Origin of the sequence: Pseudomonas sp. RL_5y_Pfl2_73, from assembly GCF_963970515.1 — a bacterium.
In the GTDB taxonomy this organism is placed as follows: domain Bacteria; phylum Pseudomonadota; class Gammaproteobacteria; order Pseudomonadales; family Pseudomonadaceae; genus Aquipseudomonas.
In genome coordinates, this window is record NZ_CAXAPD010000005.1 from 235706 (window position 1) to 254112 (window position 18407).

Below are 18407 nucleotides of genomic sequence, written 5' to 3' on the forward strand. Positions count from 1 at the left end.
GCGAGCTCATCTGGCTACAAGGCGCCATGCAACCCAAAGCGCCTCATCAACCCCTTCTGTAGCAAACCAGTGGGTAGCCATGTCGCGATGAACGGCAACGCCCGGCTGCCATTGCCCAGTCGCAGCAGCCGGGGAGGCTTGGGTTGTTGCGCGGCCTTGAGCAAGTTGGCGGCGAATTCGGGGGCCGGGGTCGGGTTGTCCTGGGAGGCCTTGGCCCGGGCGCGGATGCCGTCGCGCAGGGGCCACCAGGGCGATTGTTCGCTGATCAGCTGTTCGGCTTCATGGCCGGCATTCTTGGCAAAGCTGGAAGCGATGGCGCCGGGTTGGACCTCCATCACGCGGATGCCGAACGGTGCCAGTTCCATGCGCAAGGCATCGCTCAAGGCATGCACCGCGGCCTTCGAGGCACAGTAGGCCCCGGCAAACGGCGTGACCAGCACCCCGGAAACGCTGCCGATGTTCACCACCAGCCCTTTGGCCTGGCGCAACACCGGGAACAGCGCCCGGGTGACCCCGACGATGGCGAACACGTTGGTTTCGAACTGGCGCTGCATGGCCGGCACGCCGCCGTCCAGTAGCGGGCCCATGGCGCCGTAGCCGGCATTGTTGACCAGCACATCCAGGCGGCCATGCTGCTGGTTGATTCGCTCGTTCAGTTGCTCCAGGGCCTGGCCGTCGTTGACGTCCAGTTGCACGGCGGTGAACCCGCCAGCGTTGAGCGTGACTACGTCTTCAACTTTGCGCGCCGTGGCCCAGACCTGATAACCCGCAGTCTTGAAGGCGTCGGCGAGGGCGCGGCCAATGCCGCTGGAACATCCGGTAATCAGCGCAACAGGCATGGCGCATTCCTTGTGCAAAAAGTGGGAGAGAGCAGTCAGTTGGAAAAGCTACCGTGCAAGCGCTCGGCGCGAAACTCCAGGGTCTGCGGGCGATAACCCGGACGCAGGGGCGGCAGCGGCAAGCAGTCTTGCCAGTCAGCGCCGGCCTGCAATTGGCCGGGGCCCCGGTAGCGCGGTGCGTCGTAGGGGGTGTCGGCCAGGTTGATGGTGTCGCCAGGCGCATAGGCCGCGACCCGCCAGCGCAGCACGATCAGTGGCACGTCATTGGTGTTTTTCAGCTTCAGCGACAGCGGTCGGTCGGCGGGGCATTGTCCGGGGGCATAGGTGAGGCGTATTTCCAGGCGTTCCAATTGCCGGGTTTCGCGGTTTTCCTGCCAGAGCACCCAGGCGGCGACCAGTCCCAGCCCGATGAACGCCGCCAGGGAGACCGGCAAGGCTTTGGCCGGGTAGCGCAACAGCAGGATGAGCCAGGTGATGACCAGCAAGACGCCGATAAGCATGGTGGAAGCCTCCGTTACCGTAGGTACATCCTACCGAAGGGAGCAGGTAATGTTGAAACAATGATGCCTGCCCATCACGTACCTCAAAAAAAAGCCCCCACCCAGCCCACTGCGGATAGGGGACGCAGTGGGCTGGATGGGGGCTTCTGGTGCGGCTGATCGTTACCTAGTTACTGTGCGATAGTCTTCACCGAGACGCCGCGTTCGATCGGGGTGGAGCGACCGTAGATGTCTTCGAAACGCTCGATGTCGTCTTCGCCCAGATAGCTGCCGGACTGCACTTCGATGATTTCCAGTGGGATCTTGCCCGGGTTGCGCAGGCGGTGGACCGACGCGATCGGGATGTAGGTCGACTGGTTTTCGCAGAGCAGGAACACGTTCTCGTCGCAGGTCACTTCGGCGGTACCGCTGACCACGATCCAGTGTTCGGCGCGGTGGTGGTGCATCTGCAGCGACAGGCACGCGCCCGGCTTGACAGAGATGTGCTTGACCTGGAAGCGCCCGCCCATGTCCACCGAGTCATAGGAACCCCAAGGGCGATAGACCTCGCAGTGGTTCTGGGTCTCGGTGCGACCTTGTGCGTTGAGGGTGTTGACCATCTGCTTGACGCCTTGGACCTTGTCCTTGTGGGCGATCATCATGGCGTCCTTGGTTTCGACCACCACGATGTTGTCCAGGCCGATCACCGACACCAGTTTGCCGTTGCCGTGAATCATGCAGTTGCGGCTGTCCTGGACCACCACATCGCCCTTGGTGACGTTGCCATTGGTGTCTTTTTCGTTGACTTCCCACAGCGACGACCAGCAGCCGACATCGCTCCAACCCGCCGACAGCGGCACCACGCAGGCGCGCTGGGTTTTTTCCATCACGGCGTAGTCGATGGAGTTGTCCGGGCAGCAGGCGAAGGTGGCTTCGTCGAAGGTGATGGTGTCGGCCGTCTGCTCACTGCGCTCCAGGGTCAGCAGGCAGGTGTCGTAGATGTCCGGATCGTGCTTTTTCAGCTCTTCGAGGAAGCGGCTGGCGCGGAACAGGAACATGCCGCTGTTCCAGAAGTAACCGCCGGCCTCGACGAACTCGGTGGCACGCTTGACGTCGGGTTTTTCGACGAAGTGCGAAACGCGGCTCACGCCTTCAGGCAGCAGCGCGTCGTTGGTCGACTTGATGTAGCCGTAGCCGGTTTCCGGTTTGGTGGCCGGCACGCCGAACAGCACCATTTCGCCACGCTCGGCGGCCACGGTGGCCAGGGCCAGGGCGCGTTGCAGGGCTTTCTGGTCTTCCAGCACGTGGTCGGCCGGCAGCACCAGCATCAGCTCGTCGCGGCCTTCGTTGACCAGCATCATCGCGGTCAGCGCCACGGCCGGTGCGGTGTTGCGTCCGAACGGCTCCATCAGGATGCGCTGGACTTCGAGCTTACGGTTGTTCAACTGCTCGTTGACGATGAAGCGATGGTCTTTGTTGCAGACCACGATCGGCGTGTCCATGCCTTCGAACACCAGGCGCTCGAGGGTTTGCTGGAACAGCGTGTGTTCACCGGTCAGGGCCAGGAACTGTTTAGGGAATTGCTTACGCGAAAGCGGCCAAAGACGTGAGCCACTACCACCTGACAAGATCACCGGAATCATGTTTGTTACTCCTTAAAGCGAAATGGTTGTTAGAGCTACTGCGTTCTGTCGTTTCACTCTCTTGTTCTTGTTCCGTACCCGAATGACTGACCCTCTGTAGGCGCTGACGAGCGCAGCGAGGCTGCGATCTTTCCCCTAACACTTGAATCCCAAGTGAAAGATCAAAATCAAAAGATCGCAGCCTACGGCAGCGCCTACACAAAAGGTGCTCAGCCCTCAGGAAAACTCATCAGCGGGTGGACACTGGGCGTTTGACCCACACTGGCGACAGGTTGCTGCCTGAACCTGTGACGTACAGCACGGCCGCTTCGCCGCGCTCCAGGGCCACGGGTTTGAGGTCGCCGACTTTCTTGTCGCCTTCGAACAGCGCCAGGGACACTTTCACTGGGTTGATTTCACGTTCGCCCCGGCCCTTGGCGGCCACGTTCGCCACCACTTCGGTTTTGCCGTCGGCGGTCTTGAGGGTCAGTGCCTTGTCGCTGAGGTTCTGTACGCGGACCAGGGACTTCTGCTTGTTCTTGAACGGCGGCTCTTCGATCAGTTGAGGCTGACCGCTGGCGTTGTTGACCAGGGTGTAATAGTGATCGGAAGCCAGTTTCACCGGCACGGTCTGGCTGCCGACCTTGGCGCTGTAGTCGCCACCGGGCATGAAGCTGAAGTCGCTGCTGGCCAAGGGGGCTACGTCGTTGATGTTGGTGCTGCCGACGGCGGCGCTGACTTCGGCGTTGCTGGCGTTGTACACCCGCACGAAGCTCGAGCCTTTTGGTGCGACCGGGCCATACAGGGCCGAGTCGCCGGCAAAGGCGGACAGTGAGAGGGCGCTCATGCTGGCGACGAGAGCAACGGCCTTGAAGGAGCGAGCAGCGAGACGGCGAGGAGTAGTGTTCAAAGTCATGGTGGACCTCTCTTTCAGTTTTGCGCCCGGTCGGGCGTCTCGGATGGGGTGTTGGCGGCTACGTTCTGTTGGCGCGCGCCGACTTGCTTAAGCTCTGCGACCCACTGCGGGTCGGCGTCGCCGATTTCGTTGTTCACGGGCAGATAACGTTCAGGGAACTCCCAGATCAGCACCTGTGGCGGGCTGTTCTTGAAGGCGTCGCTTCTGAGGTAGCTGAGCATCGGCAGAATCGGGCCATGGCCGTCTTCGGCGAAGTTGACGACGTCGCTGTGCAGGGCTTGCTTGAGTGCGCCGACGAAGTTCCAGTTGGGGTTGGCGCTATAGCTGGTGCCGATCAGGGCCACGGGCACCTGGGCGTCGGCGAACAGCGCGTCGTCGCCGGCTGGCTGGTCGTCGGCTTCGCGGGTGTTGCGCTTGACCAGTGGTTCCTGGGCTGGCATCAGGTTTTCGAACAGCGGGTCCAGGGGCAGGAACTGGCGCAGGTCGCCCTTATGGGTGATTTTTTCTGCAGGTTCCGTGACGAAGCGTTGTGGCTCACCGTTGAGCGGAGCGCGTTCGGCAATGGCCTTGGCCAGGTTCTCGGCAGCGACCTGGGCACCTTCCGGCGTCCAGTGAGTGTCGGTGCGCAGGAACACTTGCTGGCCGCCTTGCTTGGCCTGTTGCAGCGGGCCGAGCAGGTCCGGCGCGAGAATCTTGTCGGCCGCCACGCGAGCGTGGAAATCCTGGTAGAGGTTGGCGTGGATGCTCGATGGCTTCACGTCACCCAGGTGCTCAGGGTACAGCCGTACCTTGGCCGGCACGATCGCCATAACCAGGGTCACGCCTTGTTCCTTAAGCTTTTGGCGCACGCCTTCGACCAGCGCGTAGTTGCCTTGCAGGTTCAGCTCTTCGTTGACGATCGGGTTGAACTCTTCGTCGCTGTACAGCCACTGGTCGCGGCCCAGGACCACGCCTTTGCGGCCTTCGTTGAACAGCTTGTAGTCCAGCGCAGCCCAGATGTTGGTGCCCAGGCGCTTGATCGGGAACTCGTCGTCGTAGTGCGTTTCCACGGCCTTGCTCCAGCGCCCGTTGAGCACGGTGGCGTCGGGGTTGGTGCTGAAACCGAAGAAACTGCGCATCGACCACAGGCCCAGTGCTGTCAGGATCAGCATGAACAGTGCGATGTAAAAGATGCGTAGTGAGCGGGTCATGTTCAGATCCCTCAGAACTGGAAGTAGAGGAACGGCGAGAAGCTTTGCGCCGAGAGTTTGAGAATCGAGGCGATGAACAGCAGCAGCACCAGGGCGCGCATCACGTAGCGTGACCAGTCCACGGTCCAGTAGGCAGGTTGCACCTGGGCTTCGACACCCACGGTGTAGCCCGGTTCATGGATCGTCGCGGGGTTGTCACCCGGTACGGCCTTGATCATTCCCGGTTGTGCGGTGGCCGGGCCGTTGGCTTCGGTATTGACCTCGGGTTTGGTCTTGACCGGCGGACGGTTGGTGTAGAAATCCCGCAGGCCGAAGAAGGCGAGGGTGACGTAGGCCACCACCAGCGTGGCGATCTGCAGGCCGGTGAGGTTGGCGCGGGTCAGTTCCGACAGCGACCAGTCGCCGAAGCTGAACATGGCGCCGTACATGCGACCGGCCACGTGCAGGTTCTCGGCACGGAAAATGACCCAGCCCATCACCACCAGCAGGAAGGTCAGCGCCCAGCGGATCGGGTTGATGCTACGTGGCGTGGTGTTGATGCCCACCGCTTTTTCGATGGCCAGCCACATGCCGTGCCAGGCACCCCAGATGATGTAGGTGAAGTTCGCGCCGTGCCACAGACCACCGAGCAGCATGGTCAGGAACAAGTTGCGATAGGTCATCAGCGTACCTTTGCGATTACCGCCCAGGGTGATGTAGAGGTAGTCGCGCAGCCAGGTGGACAGGCTGATGTGCCAGCGGCGCCAGAACTCGGTGATCGACTGGCTGATGTAGGGCTGCTTGAAATTTTCCATGAAACGGAAACCCATCATCAGGCCCAGGCCGATGGCCATGTCACTGTAGCCGGAGAAGTCGAAGTACAGCTGCGCGGTGTAGGCCAGGGCGCCAAGCCAGGCATCGCCCGTGGTCGGGTTCTGCAAGGCGAAGCAATGGTCGGCCACCACCGCCAGGGTGTCGGCGATGAACACTTTCTTGATGAAGCCCTGCATGAAGCGCGTGCAGCCTTCGGAGAACTTGTCCAGCGTGTGGGTACGGTTGTTGAACTGGTCGGCCAGGTCGCGGAAACGCAACACGGGGCCGGCGATCAGGTGCGGGAAAATGGCCACGAACGCTGCGAAGTCGATCAGGTTGCGGGTCGCCGGCGTGTCACCGCGATAGACGTCGATGATGTAGCTGATGGACTCAAAAATGTAGAACGAGATCCCGATCGGCAACAGCACGTGGGTCAGGATGAACGGGTTGAGACCGAAGCCGGTGATGATTGCGTTGAGGCTGTCCACGCCGAAGTTGGCGTACTTGAAATAGCCCAGGATGGCCAAATCCACGCCCACGCCGAGCAACAGCCAGCGCTGGGCCGGTTTGGTGCGCACACCGGCGGCACCGACTTTCAGGCCGATCCAGTAGTTCCACAGGGTGACGCCGGCGAACAGTGCCAGGAAGTCCACCCGCCACCAGGCATAGAACACATAGCTGGCGATCAGCAGCAGCAGGTTGCGATAGCGTTGCCCGCTCAAGTAGTACAAGCCGAGAAAGATCGGCAAGAACAGAAACAGAAACACATTGGATGAAAATACCATCCCGATCTCTCCATGTTGAATCACAGTCAAGGGCCAGAGCCCCCCCCAACCCCCCCCATGAAAACCGGGGGGCTATTGCATTTCAGTCGCCGTGAATACTGTGGGAGCACGGCTTGCCCGCGATGAACGATGGCGCGGTCCATTCAGTGCCCCCGCGTCATGGCTATCGCGGGCAAGCCTTGCTCCCACAGGTCCCTTGCCAGGCAAGGGATATGACATCAGCTTCCTTTTTCACCTTTCTCCCGCGAAGGGTCATACACCCGGGTCAAGTCGCCGCCGAGGCGGAAGGTCTTGAACGGTTGCATCTCATGCTTGCGCTCCAGCACATCCTCGGAGCAGGTGTAGAGGCTGCAGAACGGTTCGAGCCAGGCGAATTTCGAATCGATCTTCAGGTCCTTCATGTCCTGCTCTTCGCCGTTCTTCTCTTCGAAGATGTCCGGGTCTTCCACCCCGGCCAGCACTCGGTCGCCCAGTCGCTTGAGGGCGCCGTTGTTTTCCTGGCGCAGGTCCACACCGTTGACCTGGGCAAAACTGGCGATCATCGCCAGGGGCGGCAGGGCATAGTTGTGGTAGGACAGGGCGCGTTGCTTGCGCTTGAGTTCGTTGGGCAGGAAACCGTCGGCATCAACCTGGTTGACGCCGACCTTGTATTGCTTGATGGCCCAGTCAAACAGATCGCGGCGGTTGGTCGCCACGGAGGTGGCCATCACCGACCAGGCGGCCCAGTAGGAGTGGTTGTTGGTCTTATCCAGCGGCAGGTTGTCCCAGTCGCTGACCACCTGATCGGCCATCCGGCTGAACCAGCTTTCGATCAGTTGCGCCTGCTCCGGGTGATTGGCCAGTGGGCGGGACTCGGAGAACTTCAGGCGCACATAGGCCGAAGCCATGCTGCCCAGCGCCCATTTGCGCATGGACTTGCCGGTGTGGTTGAAGTCCTTGGACATCAACGCATCGGCTTGGGCCCACGCGGTCAGCCAGTTGAGGGTGCATTCCAATTGTTCGGGACGGCCGTCACGCATGAATTGCATCACTTGCTTGCTGACGCCACGCTCTATCTTGGTGATGTCGGCGGTGCTGTCGCGGAAGGCTTTTTCCGATTGTACGTTCAGGGTCGCACGGGCCTTGTCGGAGCCCTCGTACTTGCTGCGAAATTGCAGGGAGCCGGTGTAGGGCGTTGGTGTGGCGTTGCAGCCTTGGGCTGCTTCGCCGGCCTTGACCTTTTCGATCGGCGCGAAGTAACCCTGTGGCGGGCGCAGCGGGGCCGCCGCCTGCGTGGCCCCAGCGAACATCGCCAGGGTCAGCAGGGAGGGCGCCAGCAGCGTTTTCAACGTTCGGGTACGCGTGGTACTGGTCATGAGACGAGACCTCATTGTCCGATTTGAGCCGTTTGTTGCCCGGCTTGCCCAGATGCATTGCGTTTGCAGACTTTCGCTTCGATTTGCAGTGGCTCTTTACCGGCTTCAGGGCCCTGGACTTCAACGGCTAGCAGGTTCTGTGAAGCCCAGTCCTCGTCGGTGCGCAATTGGAAGGCGAAACGCCCGTCGGTTTCTGCGGTATCCGGTTTTTCGATCTTGATATCCTCGTGGCGCCCGTTCATGTACCAGAGGGTGGCTTGCAAGGTTTTCACCGAGGTGTCGGCGAAGCGGATGTCGACCTGGAGGCTGCCGTTACGCAGGTCCATGTTCTTGCTGTTGACCATCAATTCGTTCTTGCCCGGCTTGAGCGCGGTCTTGCTGCTCATCAATGCCGGCTTGCCTTCACAACCGTTGTTGTCCAGCAGCGCCATCATCTGGCGATAGATGGTTTCCTGGTCCAGGCGATACAGCGGCGAGAATTCCCAGATGAGGATTTTCGGCGGGCTCTTCTGGAACTCTTCGCTGCCCAGGTACTGGATCATCGCGCCCTCGAAACCGCCGCCGGGGAAGGCCACGTTGAGGATGTCAGCGCCGATGGCTTCCTGCAGGAAGCCGGCAAAGTTGTAGTTTTTGCCGCTGTGACTGGTGCCCACGAGGGTGATTTGCGGGTTGCCGGAATCGCCAAACAGGTCACCGTCGCCGGCCTCGCCCTTAGGTTCGGTGGTGAACTGGTCCATGTACTGGACCGCATAGCTGGTGCCGCACAGCTGCCCGGCCATGTTGTGCAGGGTGCCGGTCTTGCCCATGCGGCCGGACTTTTTGGTCTCGAACTCTTGCTTGGGAATATCGGCGAAGGCCGGGATCTGCTTGACCTTCTCGGCGACGATTTTGGCGGTGCGCTGGGCGCCGTATGGTGTCCAGTGCTGGTCGCCACGGAAATAGAAATCGTGGGCCGGCAGGGTTTCGGGCAGGTTCTCGTTGGTCAGCGGCGACAAGTCCGGCACCACGTAACCCATCTGGGCGAAACGGCCGAGCATGGATTTGTAGTTGGTCAGGGCCTTGTCAAAGTTGAAGCTGGCCTTCTCCTGCGCATTGAGCTTGTTGCGGTTCACCAGGCCCCGGGTCGGCTGATAGACGAGCACCAGCTCGACGCCTTTTGCCTTGAACGCATCGTGCAATTGTTGCAGACGCTTGTAGCCGGCCGGGGTGGTGTTGAATTCGGTGCGCAGGTCTTCCTGGGTCCGGAACAGCCAGTCGCCCTGGGCTTGTACCAGTGTGGTGAAGTTCTGCTGGTAGCGCGTGGTGTAGTTCTTTGCGTCATGGGCTGCCGGGCACAGGTTGCAGCACGGTTCGGCGGTGAAGCTCGGTGCCTTGATTTCATCGGCGCGCGCGCCGCTTGCCGCGGCGAGAATGCCGGCAGTCAGGGCGGACAGGCCCAGGAGTTTGATCATCTGTGGGTTCATAAAGGTCATCCTCAGTCCCGCATTTCGGTCTGGCGTTCGACAGGGTCGATCAGCACGGCTTTCTGCTGGCGCACCAGCAGGTCGAGAATTTCATCCTGGCGTTCGCCGAGGATTCCCGAGAAGCTGATGCCGCTGGATTTGGTCGGTGCGAGCATGGACACGCGGTAAAGCTCGACGCTCAACGGCGAATCGATGGACAGCGGACCGCTGCCGTTGGCAGCCAGTTCGCCGCCGACCACGATCAGCGAGACTTCGGCGTCGAACGGGTCGAGCTCGATGTCCCGGTCGGTGTCGGACAGGTCTTTGATGTGACCGTAGAGACCGGTCAGGCCGTTGGCCATGGACACGTTTTCGTAGAGGCGAATGTTCACGCTGTTACGAATGCGGATGCCGTGGCGGCGGTTGCTGATCACTTTGTTGCCCCACAGCAGGTTGTCACCACTCTCGTAGAGCGTGATGCCGTCGGTGTGGTTCTTGTAGATCTCGTTGTAGGCGATCAGGTTGTTCACGCTGTTACGGTCGATCACCAGGCCCGAGAGTTTGTTGTCATAGCTGCGGTTGTTGAAAATGAAGCTGTCGTTGACCTCACGGGAAATAATGATCCCGTGCTTCTTCTTGGTCCCGTAGACCGTGTTGTCGGCAATGATCAGCCGATGGGAACGGTCATGGGGGTCGATGCCGTAGACGATGTTGTCTTTATAGGTATTGCTCTTGACCACGAAGTCGTTGGTTTCATAGCAGTAGAAGCCGTACCACATGTCCGAGAACTCGGAACCGATGATCCAGCCGGTCGGTTCCGGGCGCTTGAGGACCTTGGCCATGTTCGGCGTGTACTGGGAGATACTGACCCCGTACGACTTACTGTTGGCGTAGCCGAAGCTCGCCATCTTGGTGTTGACGATGTAGGTCTCGGTGCCGCCCCAGGACAGCAGGAACGGACGGAACTCTTTGGGCGAACGGAACGTGGCGGGACCATTTTCCTTTTCGCGCCAGCCGGTGACCTTGGTGTCGCGGATGAACATCTGGCCATCGTTGACCAGGAATGAGCCGCCCTCTTGGGACAGGCGCAGTTCCTGGGTCTGTTTGTCGATTTCCAGGATGCCTTTCTGGCCGACCACGATCGGAATCTTCGCCAGGTACACACCCGGCGAGGTTTCGATAACGTACTTGGGCACCTTCTTGGCCAGGTCCTTGAGGTTCATGTAGCCGTCATCAACGAAGATGGCTTGTGGGATGCCGTGCTGGCGCACCACCCATTCGGCCATCTTGTTGTCGCCGCCGATGAAGTCCTTCAAGGCGTTTTCCTGCATCATCCGCCGTACGCTGATCTTGCCGGGCTTGCTGCGCACGATCTTGGCCGCGACCGCTTCGGCGGTATAGCCTTTGAGGTCGGGCAAGGTCGGCGCGGCCAGCTCCAGCGGTGCGGTTGGCGCGCTGCTGACGGTGTAGGTCTTGGCTTGTTGCAGTTCCTTGACCACTTTGCCCGGTTTGACCACCGGTTCAACGTTGGCGAACACCGGCGAGCCGGCCAGCAGCATCGCTGCGACCAACAGGCTGATCGAACCTTTCATCGCCTGGCTGTTCCTGAGGTAGCGGTTCATATCGGGCACTCCCATGGCCATTCGCATCAGAAGCGCCAGATCACGTCGACAAAGGCGCGATGCATGTACGAATCGACCTCTTTGCCGTAAGCGTCGCCTGGCTTGAACACGCCGCCACGAAAGCGCACCAGCGCCGACGGCTCATCAATGGACTGACTCAGCGCGGCTGGCAGCAGGCCTTGCTTGAAGTACTTGGTGACAACCAGGTCGACTTCCTGGCCCAGGTCCTTGTTGCCATCACGCAGCGGCAGGGTCGAGGTGGACAGGATCGCGCCGGTCACATCGTCGGTGTTGTTTTCCACGGCGTTGATGCCGTTGCTGCCCACCGGCTTGTTGCCGTCCACGCGCCAGAACTTGTGGTACACAAGGCTGGCGTCGTATTCGTCACGCAACTGCCAGGAACCGAACAGGCTGGCGCTCTGGGTGTTGGCCATTTCGCCACGGAACGCTTCGCCGAAACGATGCACGCGCGAGCGGGTACCGGTGAAGTTCGAACGGTTGCTTTGCAGGCCGTTCTGTTCGTAGTCCTCGCTGGCGCGGGCATAGGCCGCACCGACTTGCCATTGCGGGTCCAGACGCAGGCGGATACCCAAGTCAGTGGCCCAGCCGTCCACGTCATCGCTGTGCTTGGCTTGCGCCGGGCGCGTGCCGTCGGCGTTGAGCGGGTTGACGCTGTCACGTTCGCCGGTCATGCCGGTAAGGCTGGCCCAATAGTTGACGGTGTTGGTGTTGCGCCAGTTGTAGGCGTCGCTGTTGGCTTCCAGGCCGAGCCAGGTCAAGTCACCGTTCTCGGTCTTGTCCAGGGTGTCGGTGGCTTCGCCCGGGGTCGGGTAGTCGAGGCTGCCGTCGTCATGGGAGTGGTGGGCACGGATACCGGCCCACTGGCCTGGCATCCACTGGTAGCCCACGTCGCCGTAGACGTGCAGGCGGTCCTTGTCCTTGGGGGACAATTCCTTGAGGTCGGTGCGGTATTCGCTGAAGCGTTCGGCCACGCCGAGGTTGGCCCGCAGCAAGGTGGTGTCGAAGGTCCAGTTCAGGGCTTCGATGTTGGTGTCGCGCCATTGGCCGTCGTCATTGCGCAGGCGCTGGCGACCGAACTTCAACTGCTCGCCCGGGTAGGGGGTCAGGCCACTGTAGCCAATCCAGAACTCACGCATGGCCAGGTAGCTTTTCTTGGCTTCGCGATCACCGCTGTCGGTTTGCTGGGTGCTGCCATCGGACTGTTGCAGGGTGTCGGTCTCGATGATGTCGCTGGACGTCACGGCCTGGGCCATGGCATAGGCGCTCCAGGCGCCGCTTTCACCGTAGACCCACGGACGCAGATCCAGGCCGACACCGTTGACGTCGCCACCGCTCTGGGTGCCGAGGTCGCGGTCGTCTTCGGACTGGCCGGTGATTTTCACTTCCAGGCCGAAATTCTTGCTCTCGGTCAGCGCCGCCAGGGTCGGGCAGGACCACAGCAGGGCAAACGACAGGCCAATACCAGCCTGCACAAAAGGATTGAGCTTCAAAAGCTTCATAGAGGTTCCTCGCCGTCATCTTCTTTTAGGGCTTGCAGTTCCAGCGTATCGGGGCTCATCGAGCCGCGAACGGCCTGCTCTTGTTGCAGCAGGCGTTGCGCTTGTGCAAGTTGCTGCGGCGGCAATTGTGCTTCGAGGGTTTGGGCAAGCTCGATGGCTTGCGGGGTGTTCTGCACCTTGGCCAACTGGCTGAACACATAGGCGTTGACCGGGTTGGGCTTGGTGCCCTTGCCCTGGGAGAACAGCTGGGCAATGGCAAAGTCGGCGCTGTTCTGGCCGTTGCGGGCGGCCTTGAGCAGGTGGTCCAGGGCTTTTTGCGAGTACACCTTGCCCAGGTAACCGCGGCGATAGATCTGGCCGAGGTAGTAGTCGGCGGCCACTTCGCGGCCAACGGCTTTCTGGAAATGCGCCTCGGCGACCTTGGCATCGGCCGGGACCCACTTGCCTTCGTAGTAAAGTTTGCCCAGCAACAGCTCGGCGCGCGGCTGATCGGCGGCGCGGCCGTTTTCCAGGTACTGCATCATCTTGTCGACGTCACCCCGTTCCGGGAAGTCGTAGAGCAGCTGTGCCAGGCTGACCCAGGCAGCGGGATAGCCCGGGGCGATGCCTTCGAGCAACGACTGGGCGGTTTTTTCGTCGGTCTTGCCCAGGCTGGCATCGGCCAGGACGCTGGCGACGCTGTCCACGCGTTGAGCGGATACGACGCCACGGGCGTGACCGTCTTGCATCTGCTTGAGCAACTCGGCCTGCTGTTCCGGCTGGCCGCGCTTTTGATAGACCGTGGCCAGTTCGACGTAGCAGATGTCCGTGGTCGCCAGCGCGGCCTTGCAGACTTTCTCGACTTCGTCCAGGTGCTGGTCGTAGGTGCCTTGGGTGCGGTAGAGCAGAATCTGCGCCAGGCCCGCTTCCGGGTAACCGGCACTGCGCCATTGGTTGATCTGCTGCTGAGCGTTCACGTTCGGGAAGCTGTGGGGATATTGCAGGTACAGCATCGCCAGCGGGATCAGGGTGCCACCTTGACCGTTGGCGAAGGCTTCCTTCAGCAGGCCTTCGGCTTCGTGCTTTTCAGCTTCAGTGGAACCGGGCTTGGCCACCAGCAGGCGACCCAGGCGAGCCTGGGCCCGTGGCGAGATATCGGCGGCAGCGCGGTAAGTCGCCTCGGCTTTTCTCATCTGCTCGGGGTCGCGGCTGTCCACCTGGATGTCGGCCAGGCCGACCTGGGCTTCGCTGTAGCCCAGGTCTGCCAGTTGCTGATAGTTCTGCTGCGCCAGCGCCGTGTCGCCGCGCTTGAGGGCTTCGTTGGCCAGGCGTTGATCGGGCAGGCCGGCGCAACCGGCCAGGCTCACGGCCAGCGCCAGCGCACAGAATGCACGTGTGTGGGAGCGAGCCTGCTCGCGATGCAGGCCGCTCGGTGTACCAGACAGACCGCGTCGATCCCATCGCGAGCAGGCTCGCTCCCACAGGGAATGCGGTGCATTGTTGTTTTGTGGAGTGATCACGGGCATATCCTCGACTTAAATACCGACGGCCATGGCTTTGTCGATCAGCCAGTTCAGGTTCGGGCCACGGTCGCTGGTGACTTCTACCGGCCGGCCGGCCAGCGAGCTGTCCAGGGGTTCGTCAGGTTGGATCAGCACACGGATATCGGAGGACAGGTCGGCACTTTTCAGGCTGGTGCTGTTGACGATCTTGCCGGTTCGGGTGGTGTCTTCACCGGCGACCTGGAAGCTGACCGCAGTGCCTGGGCGTACGTCGCCGAACTGGCGATAAGAGAAGCGCGCTTCGACGTTGGCTTCGGTGCCCCGTGGGACCAGTTGGAAGATCACGTCGCCCTTGCTGGCGTACTGACCGTCGGACACTAACTGTTGGGTCACGATGCAGTCGCACGGCGACGTCAGGGTGCCGGTCATTTGCTTACCGAACAGCTCCTCGACCTTGGCCGGCTGCAACTGGTTATCGTCCAGGTGACCCTTGAGCACATCGAGCATGCTGGTGCTGAAGGTCGCCAGCGGGGCGCCTTTGGCGGCCACGCCGTCGGCCTGGACCAGGCTCTGCACGGTGCCGTCACGCGGCATGGTAATGGCCATGCCCGGTACGTTCACCAGGCCGGCCTGGGCATGGCTGACGAAGTACATGCCGTACACCGACTTGAAGACGAAACCGAACGCTGCCACGCCAACGACGAATATCCCCAAACTGAAGGTCACGGCGCGCAGGCGGCCGAAGGCGCTCATGCCACCGTTTTCGTCTTTCTGCTTGCGAGCCTTGGTGAAGTTATCGCGCTGCAGGGTTGCCAGCACGTCGCCGACACCGACGATGTCGCCGGCCAGGTGCGAGGTGATGATGTGACGCAGTGTCGAGATGTCCCGAGGCTCCAGGTTCTGGAACTGGCAACCGGTGCGGCCGGTCTGGCGGTCGTAGGAACGGATCTGCAATTCCACGTCTATGGCCAGGCCAAGGTTGTCGATGACGAACTGCAGGCGACCCTTGTAGGCCTCCCCGGTCTTGAGGGCCATCTGGCCGGCGTTGAAGCTCAGGCCACCGGCGGACAGGTCCAGGACCTTGACTTCCATCGGCGTACGGTCAGGGCCGAAGAAGCGCAGCTTGGCCGGGATTTTGACCCGGGCGTGTTGGCGCTGGGCTTCGGATTCATGCACTACGTTGACATTCACGGCGGTGTTCATAGGGGCGATTTCCTAGTTAATTCATTCAAGTCCGGTCAGACCATCGTCAGCAGCACGGCGACAAAAATGCTGCCGGCGGAGAAGGTCATGGTCCGAGACGACCAAGTGTTGAACCACCGTTGAAAGCTGGCGAGATCACGGGTCAGGTGGGTGGGCTGGCGGGTCCAGGACTGTTGATCGAGGCGGAAGAACACGTAGATCTTCACCAGGGCCCCGACGATCTGGTTGTAATAGAGAATCGCCGGGTAGGCAGGGCCGATCCGGTGTCCGGAGCACGACAGCAACAGGGTCAGCAGCAACCGCGTGATGCCGATCCACAGCAGGTACACCAGGATGAACGCGGTGCCGTACTTGAAGCTGGCGATCAGTGCCACGGTCAGGCCCAGCAGCGAGGTCCACATCGACACGCGCTGGTCGAACAGCACCACCGAGGTGAATAGACCCAGACGCTTCATGCCCAGGCCAAGTGCCCGGGAGTTCTGCCGCAGGTTGTTGCCGTACCAGCGGAACATCAGCTTGCGACTGGCCTTGATGAAGCTCTTCTCCGGCGGGTGCTCAACGGTGTTGATCGCCGCATCGGGCACGTAGAACGTGTCGTAGCCCAGGCGCATCAGGCTGAACCAGCTCGATTTGTCATCGCCGGTCAGGAACTTGAAGCGACCCAGGCGCCAGTGTTGCAGCGAGTCGCTTTCCACGTCGGCGATGAAGTCCGGGTTGGTGACCACGGTGGCGCGGAACACCGACATGCGGCCGGTCATGGTCAGCACGCGCTTGGACAAGGCCATGGAGCACATGTTGATGTGACGCTGGGCGAAACGCAGCTTGTGCCATTCGCTCATGATGTAGCCGCCGCGCACTTCGCAGAACTCGTTGGTGGTCAGGCCGCCGACGTTGCCGAACAGCTGGAACCAGGGCACGGTCTTGCGCACGACGCCTTCGGCGAGCACGGTGTCGCCGTCGATCACCGCTACCACGGCGCGGTCGTCCGGCAAGTGGCGGGAGATGGCGCGGAAACCAAAGGCCAGGCCGTCGCGCTTGCCGGTGCCAGGGATGCGCACGAAGTCCAGCTTGACCCGTGCTGGCGGGTTCATGCGGGCCCAGAGGCTCTTGACCAGCAGTTCGTCGGACATTTCCACGATGGAGCAAACCACGGTGGTGGGCAGCCCGCATTCGATGGCCTCGCGAATCACCGAGCCATACACCTGAGCGGTGGTCAGCGCATCGATCCGGAAGCTGGTGACCATCAGGTACACATGGGACGGATCCGCCGCCTTGCCCAGCTTGCGTACCTTGCGGCGCAGGTGCGGGTAGACGATGTACAGGAAGATCATGCCGCGCACGAAATGCGTTGCTCCCATGGAGTAACGCCAGATGCCCACGGCGCCGATCAGGAAGATGAAGTCCTTGGATTCGGAGTCGAACGTGGACGTGGGCAGCGCCATGGCGATGCCCATCAATAAACTCAAGTAAAACAGCCAACCGGCGGCCTGAAGCAGGCCGTGCTTTAGCCTGTGCATAATCTGCATCCGTCTCTATCTCGGGCGGGCCTTGTGGGCGGCCCGATGGGTTAAGGCAGGCGAAAGGCCGGCCGGGGCATGCCCCGGCCGGCAAACAGACTTACCAGCAGATGCCTTCGGTCCGGCCACTCGGGTTGGTGGCCTTGGACATGAAGCCGACCAGGTCGATGACCTGCTTGCCTTCCGGTACGTTCTCGGTCAGCGCGCGGAACTTCTCGTCGCGGTTGCCCAGGATGATGATGTCGGAGCTGTCGATCACCGAGTCGAAGTCGGCGTTGAGCAAGGACGAGACGTGAGGAATCTTCGACTCGATGTAATCCTTGTTCGCACCGTGGACGCGGGCGTATTCGACGTTGCTGTCGTAGATTTTCAGGTCGAAACCCTTGCCGATCAGCATTTCCGCCAGCTCTACCAGCGGGCTTTCACGCAGGTCGTCGGTACCGGCCTTGAAGCTCAGGCCCAGCAGGGCGACTTTGCGCTTGTCGTGGCTGGAAACGATATCGAAGGCGTTCTGCACCTGGGATTCGTTGCTGCGCATCAGAGAGTTGAGCAGCGGCGCTTCCACGTCCAGGGAACCTGCACGGTAGGTCAGGGCGCGAACGTCTTTGGGCAGGCAGGAGCCGCCGAAGGCGAAGCCTGGGCGCATGTAGTACTGGGACAGGTTCAGGGTCTTGTCCTGGCAGACCACGTCCATCACTTCACGGCCATCGACGCCGACGGCCTTGGCGATGTTGCCGATCTCGTTGGCGAAGGTCACCTTGGTGGCGTGCCAGACATTGCAGGTGTACTTGATCATCTCGGCGACGGCGATGTCCTTGCGGATGATCGGCGCATCGAGCTCTTCGTACAGCGATTGCAGAACGTCACCGGAGGCTTTGTCGAACTCACCGATGACGGTCATCGGTGGCAGGTCGTAGTCCTTGATCGCGGTGCTTTCACGCAGGAATTCAGGGTTGACCGCGACGCCGAAATCGACACCGGCTTTTTTGCCGGAGCAGTCTTCCAGAATCGGAATGACCACATTCGCCACGGTGCCTGGCAGCACGGTGCTGCGAACCACGATAGTGTGGCGGGTGGTCTTGTCACGCAGGACAAAACCGATCTCGCGGCACACAGCTTCGATGTAGTTCAGTTCCAGGTCGCCGTTCTTTTTGCTCGGTGTACCGACACAAATCATCGACAGGTCAGTATCGCGAATGGCTTCGGCGAAGTTGGTCGTGCCGCGCAGTCGGCCTGTTTGAATGCCCTGCGCCAATAGCTCGCCAAGACCTGGTTCAACGATTGGCGATTTGCCAGCGTTGATCATGTCGATTTTGTCTTTGGCGACATCTACGCCAACTACATCATGGCCCCGTGCAGACAGGCAACCGGCACATACTGCACCGACGTAACCCAAACCAAATATGCTAATGCGCATCGCATTTCCCTCTGTTTTTCGTGCCACTAAAATGGCCGGAGTTAATAGTGTTCAGCGGTCATAGTGCACTCGGAAGTGTGGAATGCAGGCGCCACAATACCGCGTGCAGGCATACTAAGTTCCGAGTGTCTAAATAAATGCACTCAAGTTGTGCGCAATGTGGCCTAGTTATTATGACCTGCCCTGTTATGCAGCCAGTCCTCGTTGTCGAGAACGCTTGTGCAAAG

Annotated in this window: 14 protein-coding genes; all 14 read right to left on the reverse strand. The window is 61.1% G+C overall.

Going from position 1 to position 18407, the window contains the following annotated elements:
• Positions 1-14: 14 nt before the first annotated feature.
• The 14 genes from AACY42_RS07185 to AACY42_RS07250 all read right to left on the reverse strand — a co-directional run bounded on the left by AACY42_RS07185 (position 15) and on the right by AACY42_RS07250 (position 18180).
• Positions 15-839, reverse strand: coding sequence for an SDR family oxidoreductase (locus AACY42_RS07185; protein WP_339478115.1), 825 nt, complete (start codon positions 837-839; stop codon positions 15-17).
• Between the two features lie 35 nt (positions 840-874).
• Positions 875-1339, reverse strand: a complete 465-nt coding sequence (locus AACY42_RS07190) for a multidrug transporter (protein ID WP_339478118.1) — start codon at positions 1337-1339, stop codon at positions 875-877.
• Between the two features lie 170 nt (positions 1340-1509).
• The gene (locus AACY42_RS07195; protein ID WP_339478120.1) at positions 1510-2961 is read right to left on the reverse strand and encodes a mannose-1-phosphate guanylyltransferase/mannose-6-phosphate isomerase; all 1452 of its coding nucleotides are present in this window, start codon (positions 2959-2961) and stop codon (positions 1510-1512) included.
• Positions 2962-3190: 229 nt separating this feature from the next.
• Positions 3191-3856, reverse strand: a complete 666-nt coding sequence (locus tag AACY42_RS07200; protein WP_339478123.1) for an alginate O-acetyltransferase AlgF — start codon at positions 3854-3856, stop codon at positions 3191-3193.
• A gap of 14 nt (positions 3857-3870) precedes the next feature.
• Positions 3871-5046 carry an alginate O-acetyltransferase gene (locus AACY42_RS07205; protein ID WP_339478126.1) on the reverse strand — a complete coding sequence of 392 codons (1176 nt, stop codon included), beginning with the start codon at positions 5044-5046 and terminating at the stop codon, positions 3871-3873.
• An 11-nt stretch (positions 5047-5057) separates the two neighbouring features.
• On the reverse strand, positions 5058-6623 hold the full coding sequence (locus tag AACY42_RS07210) for an MBOAT family O-acyltransferase (RefSeq protein ID WP_339478129.1): 1566 nt from the start codon (positions 6621-6623) through the stop codon (positions 5058-5060).
• A 218-nt stretch (positions 6624-6841) separates the two neighbouring features.
• On the reverse strand, positions 6842-7978 hold the full coding sequence (locus AACY42_RS07215) for a mannuronate-specific alginate lyase (RefSeq protein ID WP_339478132.1): 1137 nt from the start codon (positions 7976-7978) through the stop codon (positions 6842-6844).
• 11 nt (positions 7979-7989) lie between these two features.
• Positions 7990-9441 (reverse strand): alginate O-acetyltransferase, encoded by a 1452-nt coding sequence (locus tag AACY42_RS07220; RefSeq protein ID WP_339478134.1) that lies wholly within the window; start codon positions 9439-9441, stop codon positions 7990-7992.
• 11 nt (positions 9442-9452) lie between these two features.
• A complete protein-coding gene (algG, locus tag AACY42_RS07225; RefSeq protein WP_339478138.1) occupies positions 9453-11042 on the reverse strand; it encodes a mannuronan 5-epimerase AlgG in 1590 nt (529 codons plus the stop codon).
• A 26-nt stretch (positions 11043-11068) separates the two neighbouring features.
• Positions 11069-12553 carry an alginate export family protein gene (locus AACY42_RS07230; protein ID WP_339478260.1) on the reverse strand — a complete coding sequence of 495 codons (1485 nt, stop codon included), beginning with the start codon at positions 12551-12553 and terminating at the stop codon, positions 11069-11071.
• Positions 12554-12558: 5 nt separating this feature from the next.
• A complete protein-coding gene (gene algK / locus AACY42_RS07235) occupies positions 12559-14061 on the reverse strand; it encodes an alginate biosynthesis TPR repeat lipoprotein AlgK (protein ID WP_445261552.1) in 1503 nt (500 codons plus the stop codon).
• Positions 14062-14076: 15 nt separating this feature from the next.
• Positions 14077-15246 carry an alginate biosynthesis protein Alg44 gene (locus AACY42_RS07240; RefSeq protein ID WP_339478143.1) on the reverse strand — a complete coding sequence of 390 codons (1170 nt, stop codon included), beginning with the start codon at positions 15244-15246 and terminating at the stop codon, positions 14077-14079.
• Between the two features lie 35 nt (positions 15247-15281).
• Positions 15282-16763: a mannuronan synthase gene (gene alg8 / locus AACY42_RS07245; RefSeq protein WP_445261553.1), complete on the reverse strand. Its 1482-nt coding sequence runs from the start codon at positions 16761-16763 to the stop codon at positions 15282-15284.
• A gap of 100 nt (positions 16764-16863) precedes the next feature.
• A complete protein-coding gene (locus AACY42_RS07250; protein ID WP_339478145.1) occupies positions 16864-18180 on the reverse strand; it encodes a nucleotide sugar dehydrogenase in 1317 nt (438 codons plus the stop codon).
• Positions 18181-18407: the final 227 nt, after the last annotated feature.

Coding starts and splice junctions, on each gene's coding strand:
- AACY42_RS07185 (WP_339478115.1), bottom strand. CDS start 839: ATGCCTGTTGCGCTGATTACCGGATGTTCCAGCGGCATTGGCCGCGCC.
- AACY42_RS07190 (WP_339478118.1), bottom strand. CDS start 1,339: ATGCTTATCGGCGTCTTGCTGGTCATCACCTGGCTCATCCTGCTGTTG.
- AACY42_RS07195 (WP_339478120.1), bottom strand. CDS start 2,961: ATGATTCCGGTGATCTTGTCAGGTGGTAGTGGCTCACGTCTTTGGCCG.
- AACY42_RS07200 (WP_339478123.1), bottom strand. CDS start 3,856: ATGACTTTGAACACTACTCCTCGCCGTCTCGCTGCTCGCTCCTTCAAG.
- AACY42_RS07205 (WP_339478126.1), bottom strand. CDS start 5,046: ATGACCCGCTCACTACGCATCTTTTACATCGCACTGTTCATGCTGATC.
- AACY42_RS07210 (WP_339478129.1), bottom strand. CDS start 6,623: ATGGTATTTTCATCCAATGTGTTTCTGTTTCTGTTCTTGCCGATCTTT.
- AACY42_RS07215 (WP_339478132.1), bottom strand. CDS start 7,978: ATGACCAGTACCACGCGTACCCGAACGTTGAAAACGCTGCTGGCGCCC.
- AACY42_RS07220 (WP_339478134.1), bottom strand. CDS start 9,441: ATGAACCCACAGATGATCAAACTCCTGGGCCTGTCCGCCCTGACTGCC.
- algG (WP_339478138.1), bottom strand. CDS start 11,042: ATGAACCGCTACCTCAGGAACAGCCAGGCGATGAAAGGTTCGATCAGC.
- AACY42_RS07240 (WP_339478143.1), bottom strand. CDS start 15,246: ATGAACACCGCCGTGAATGTCAACGTAGTGCATGAATCCGAAGCCCAG.
- alg8 (WP_445261553.1), bottom strand. CDS start 16,763: ATGCACAGGCTAAAGCACGGCCTGCTTCAGGCCGCCGGTTGGCTGTTT.
- AACY42_RS07250 (WP_339478145.1), bottom strand. CDS start 18,180: ATGCGCATTAGCATATTTGGTTTGGGTTACGTCGGTGCAGTATGTGCC.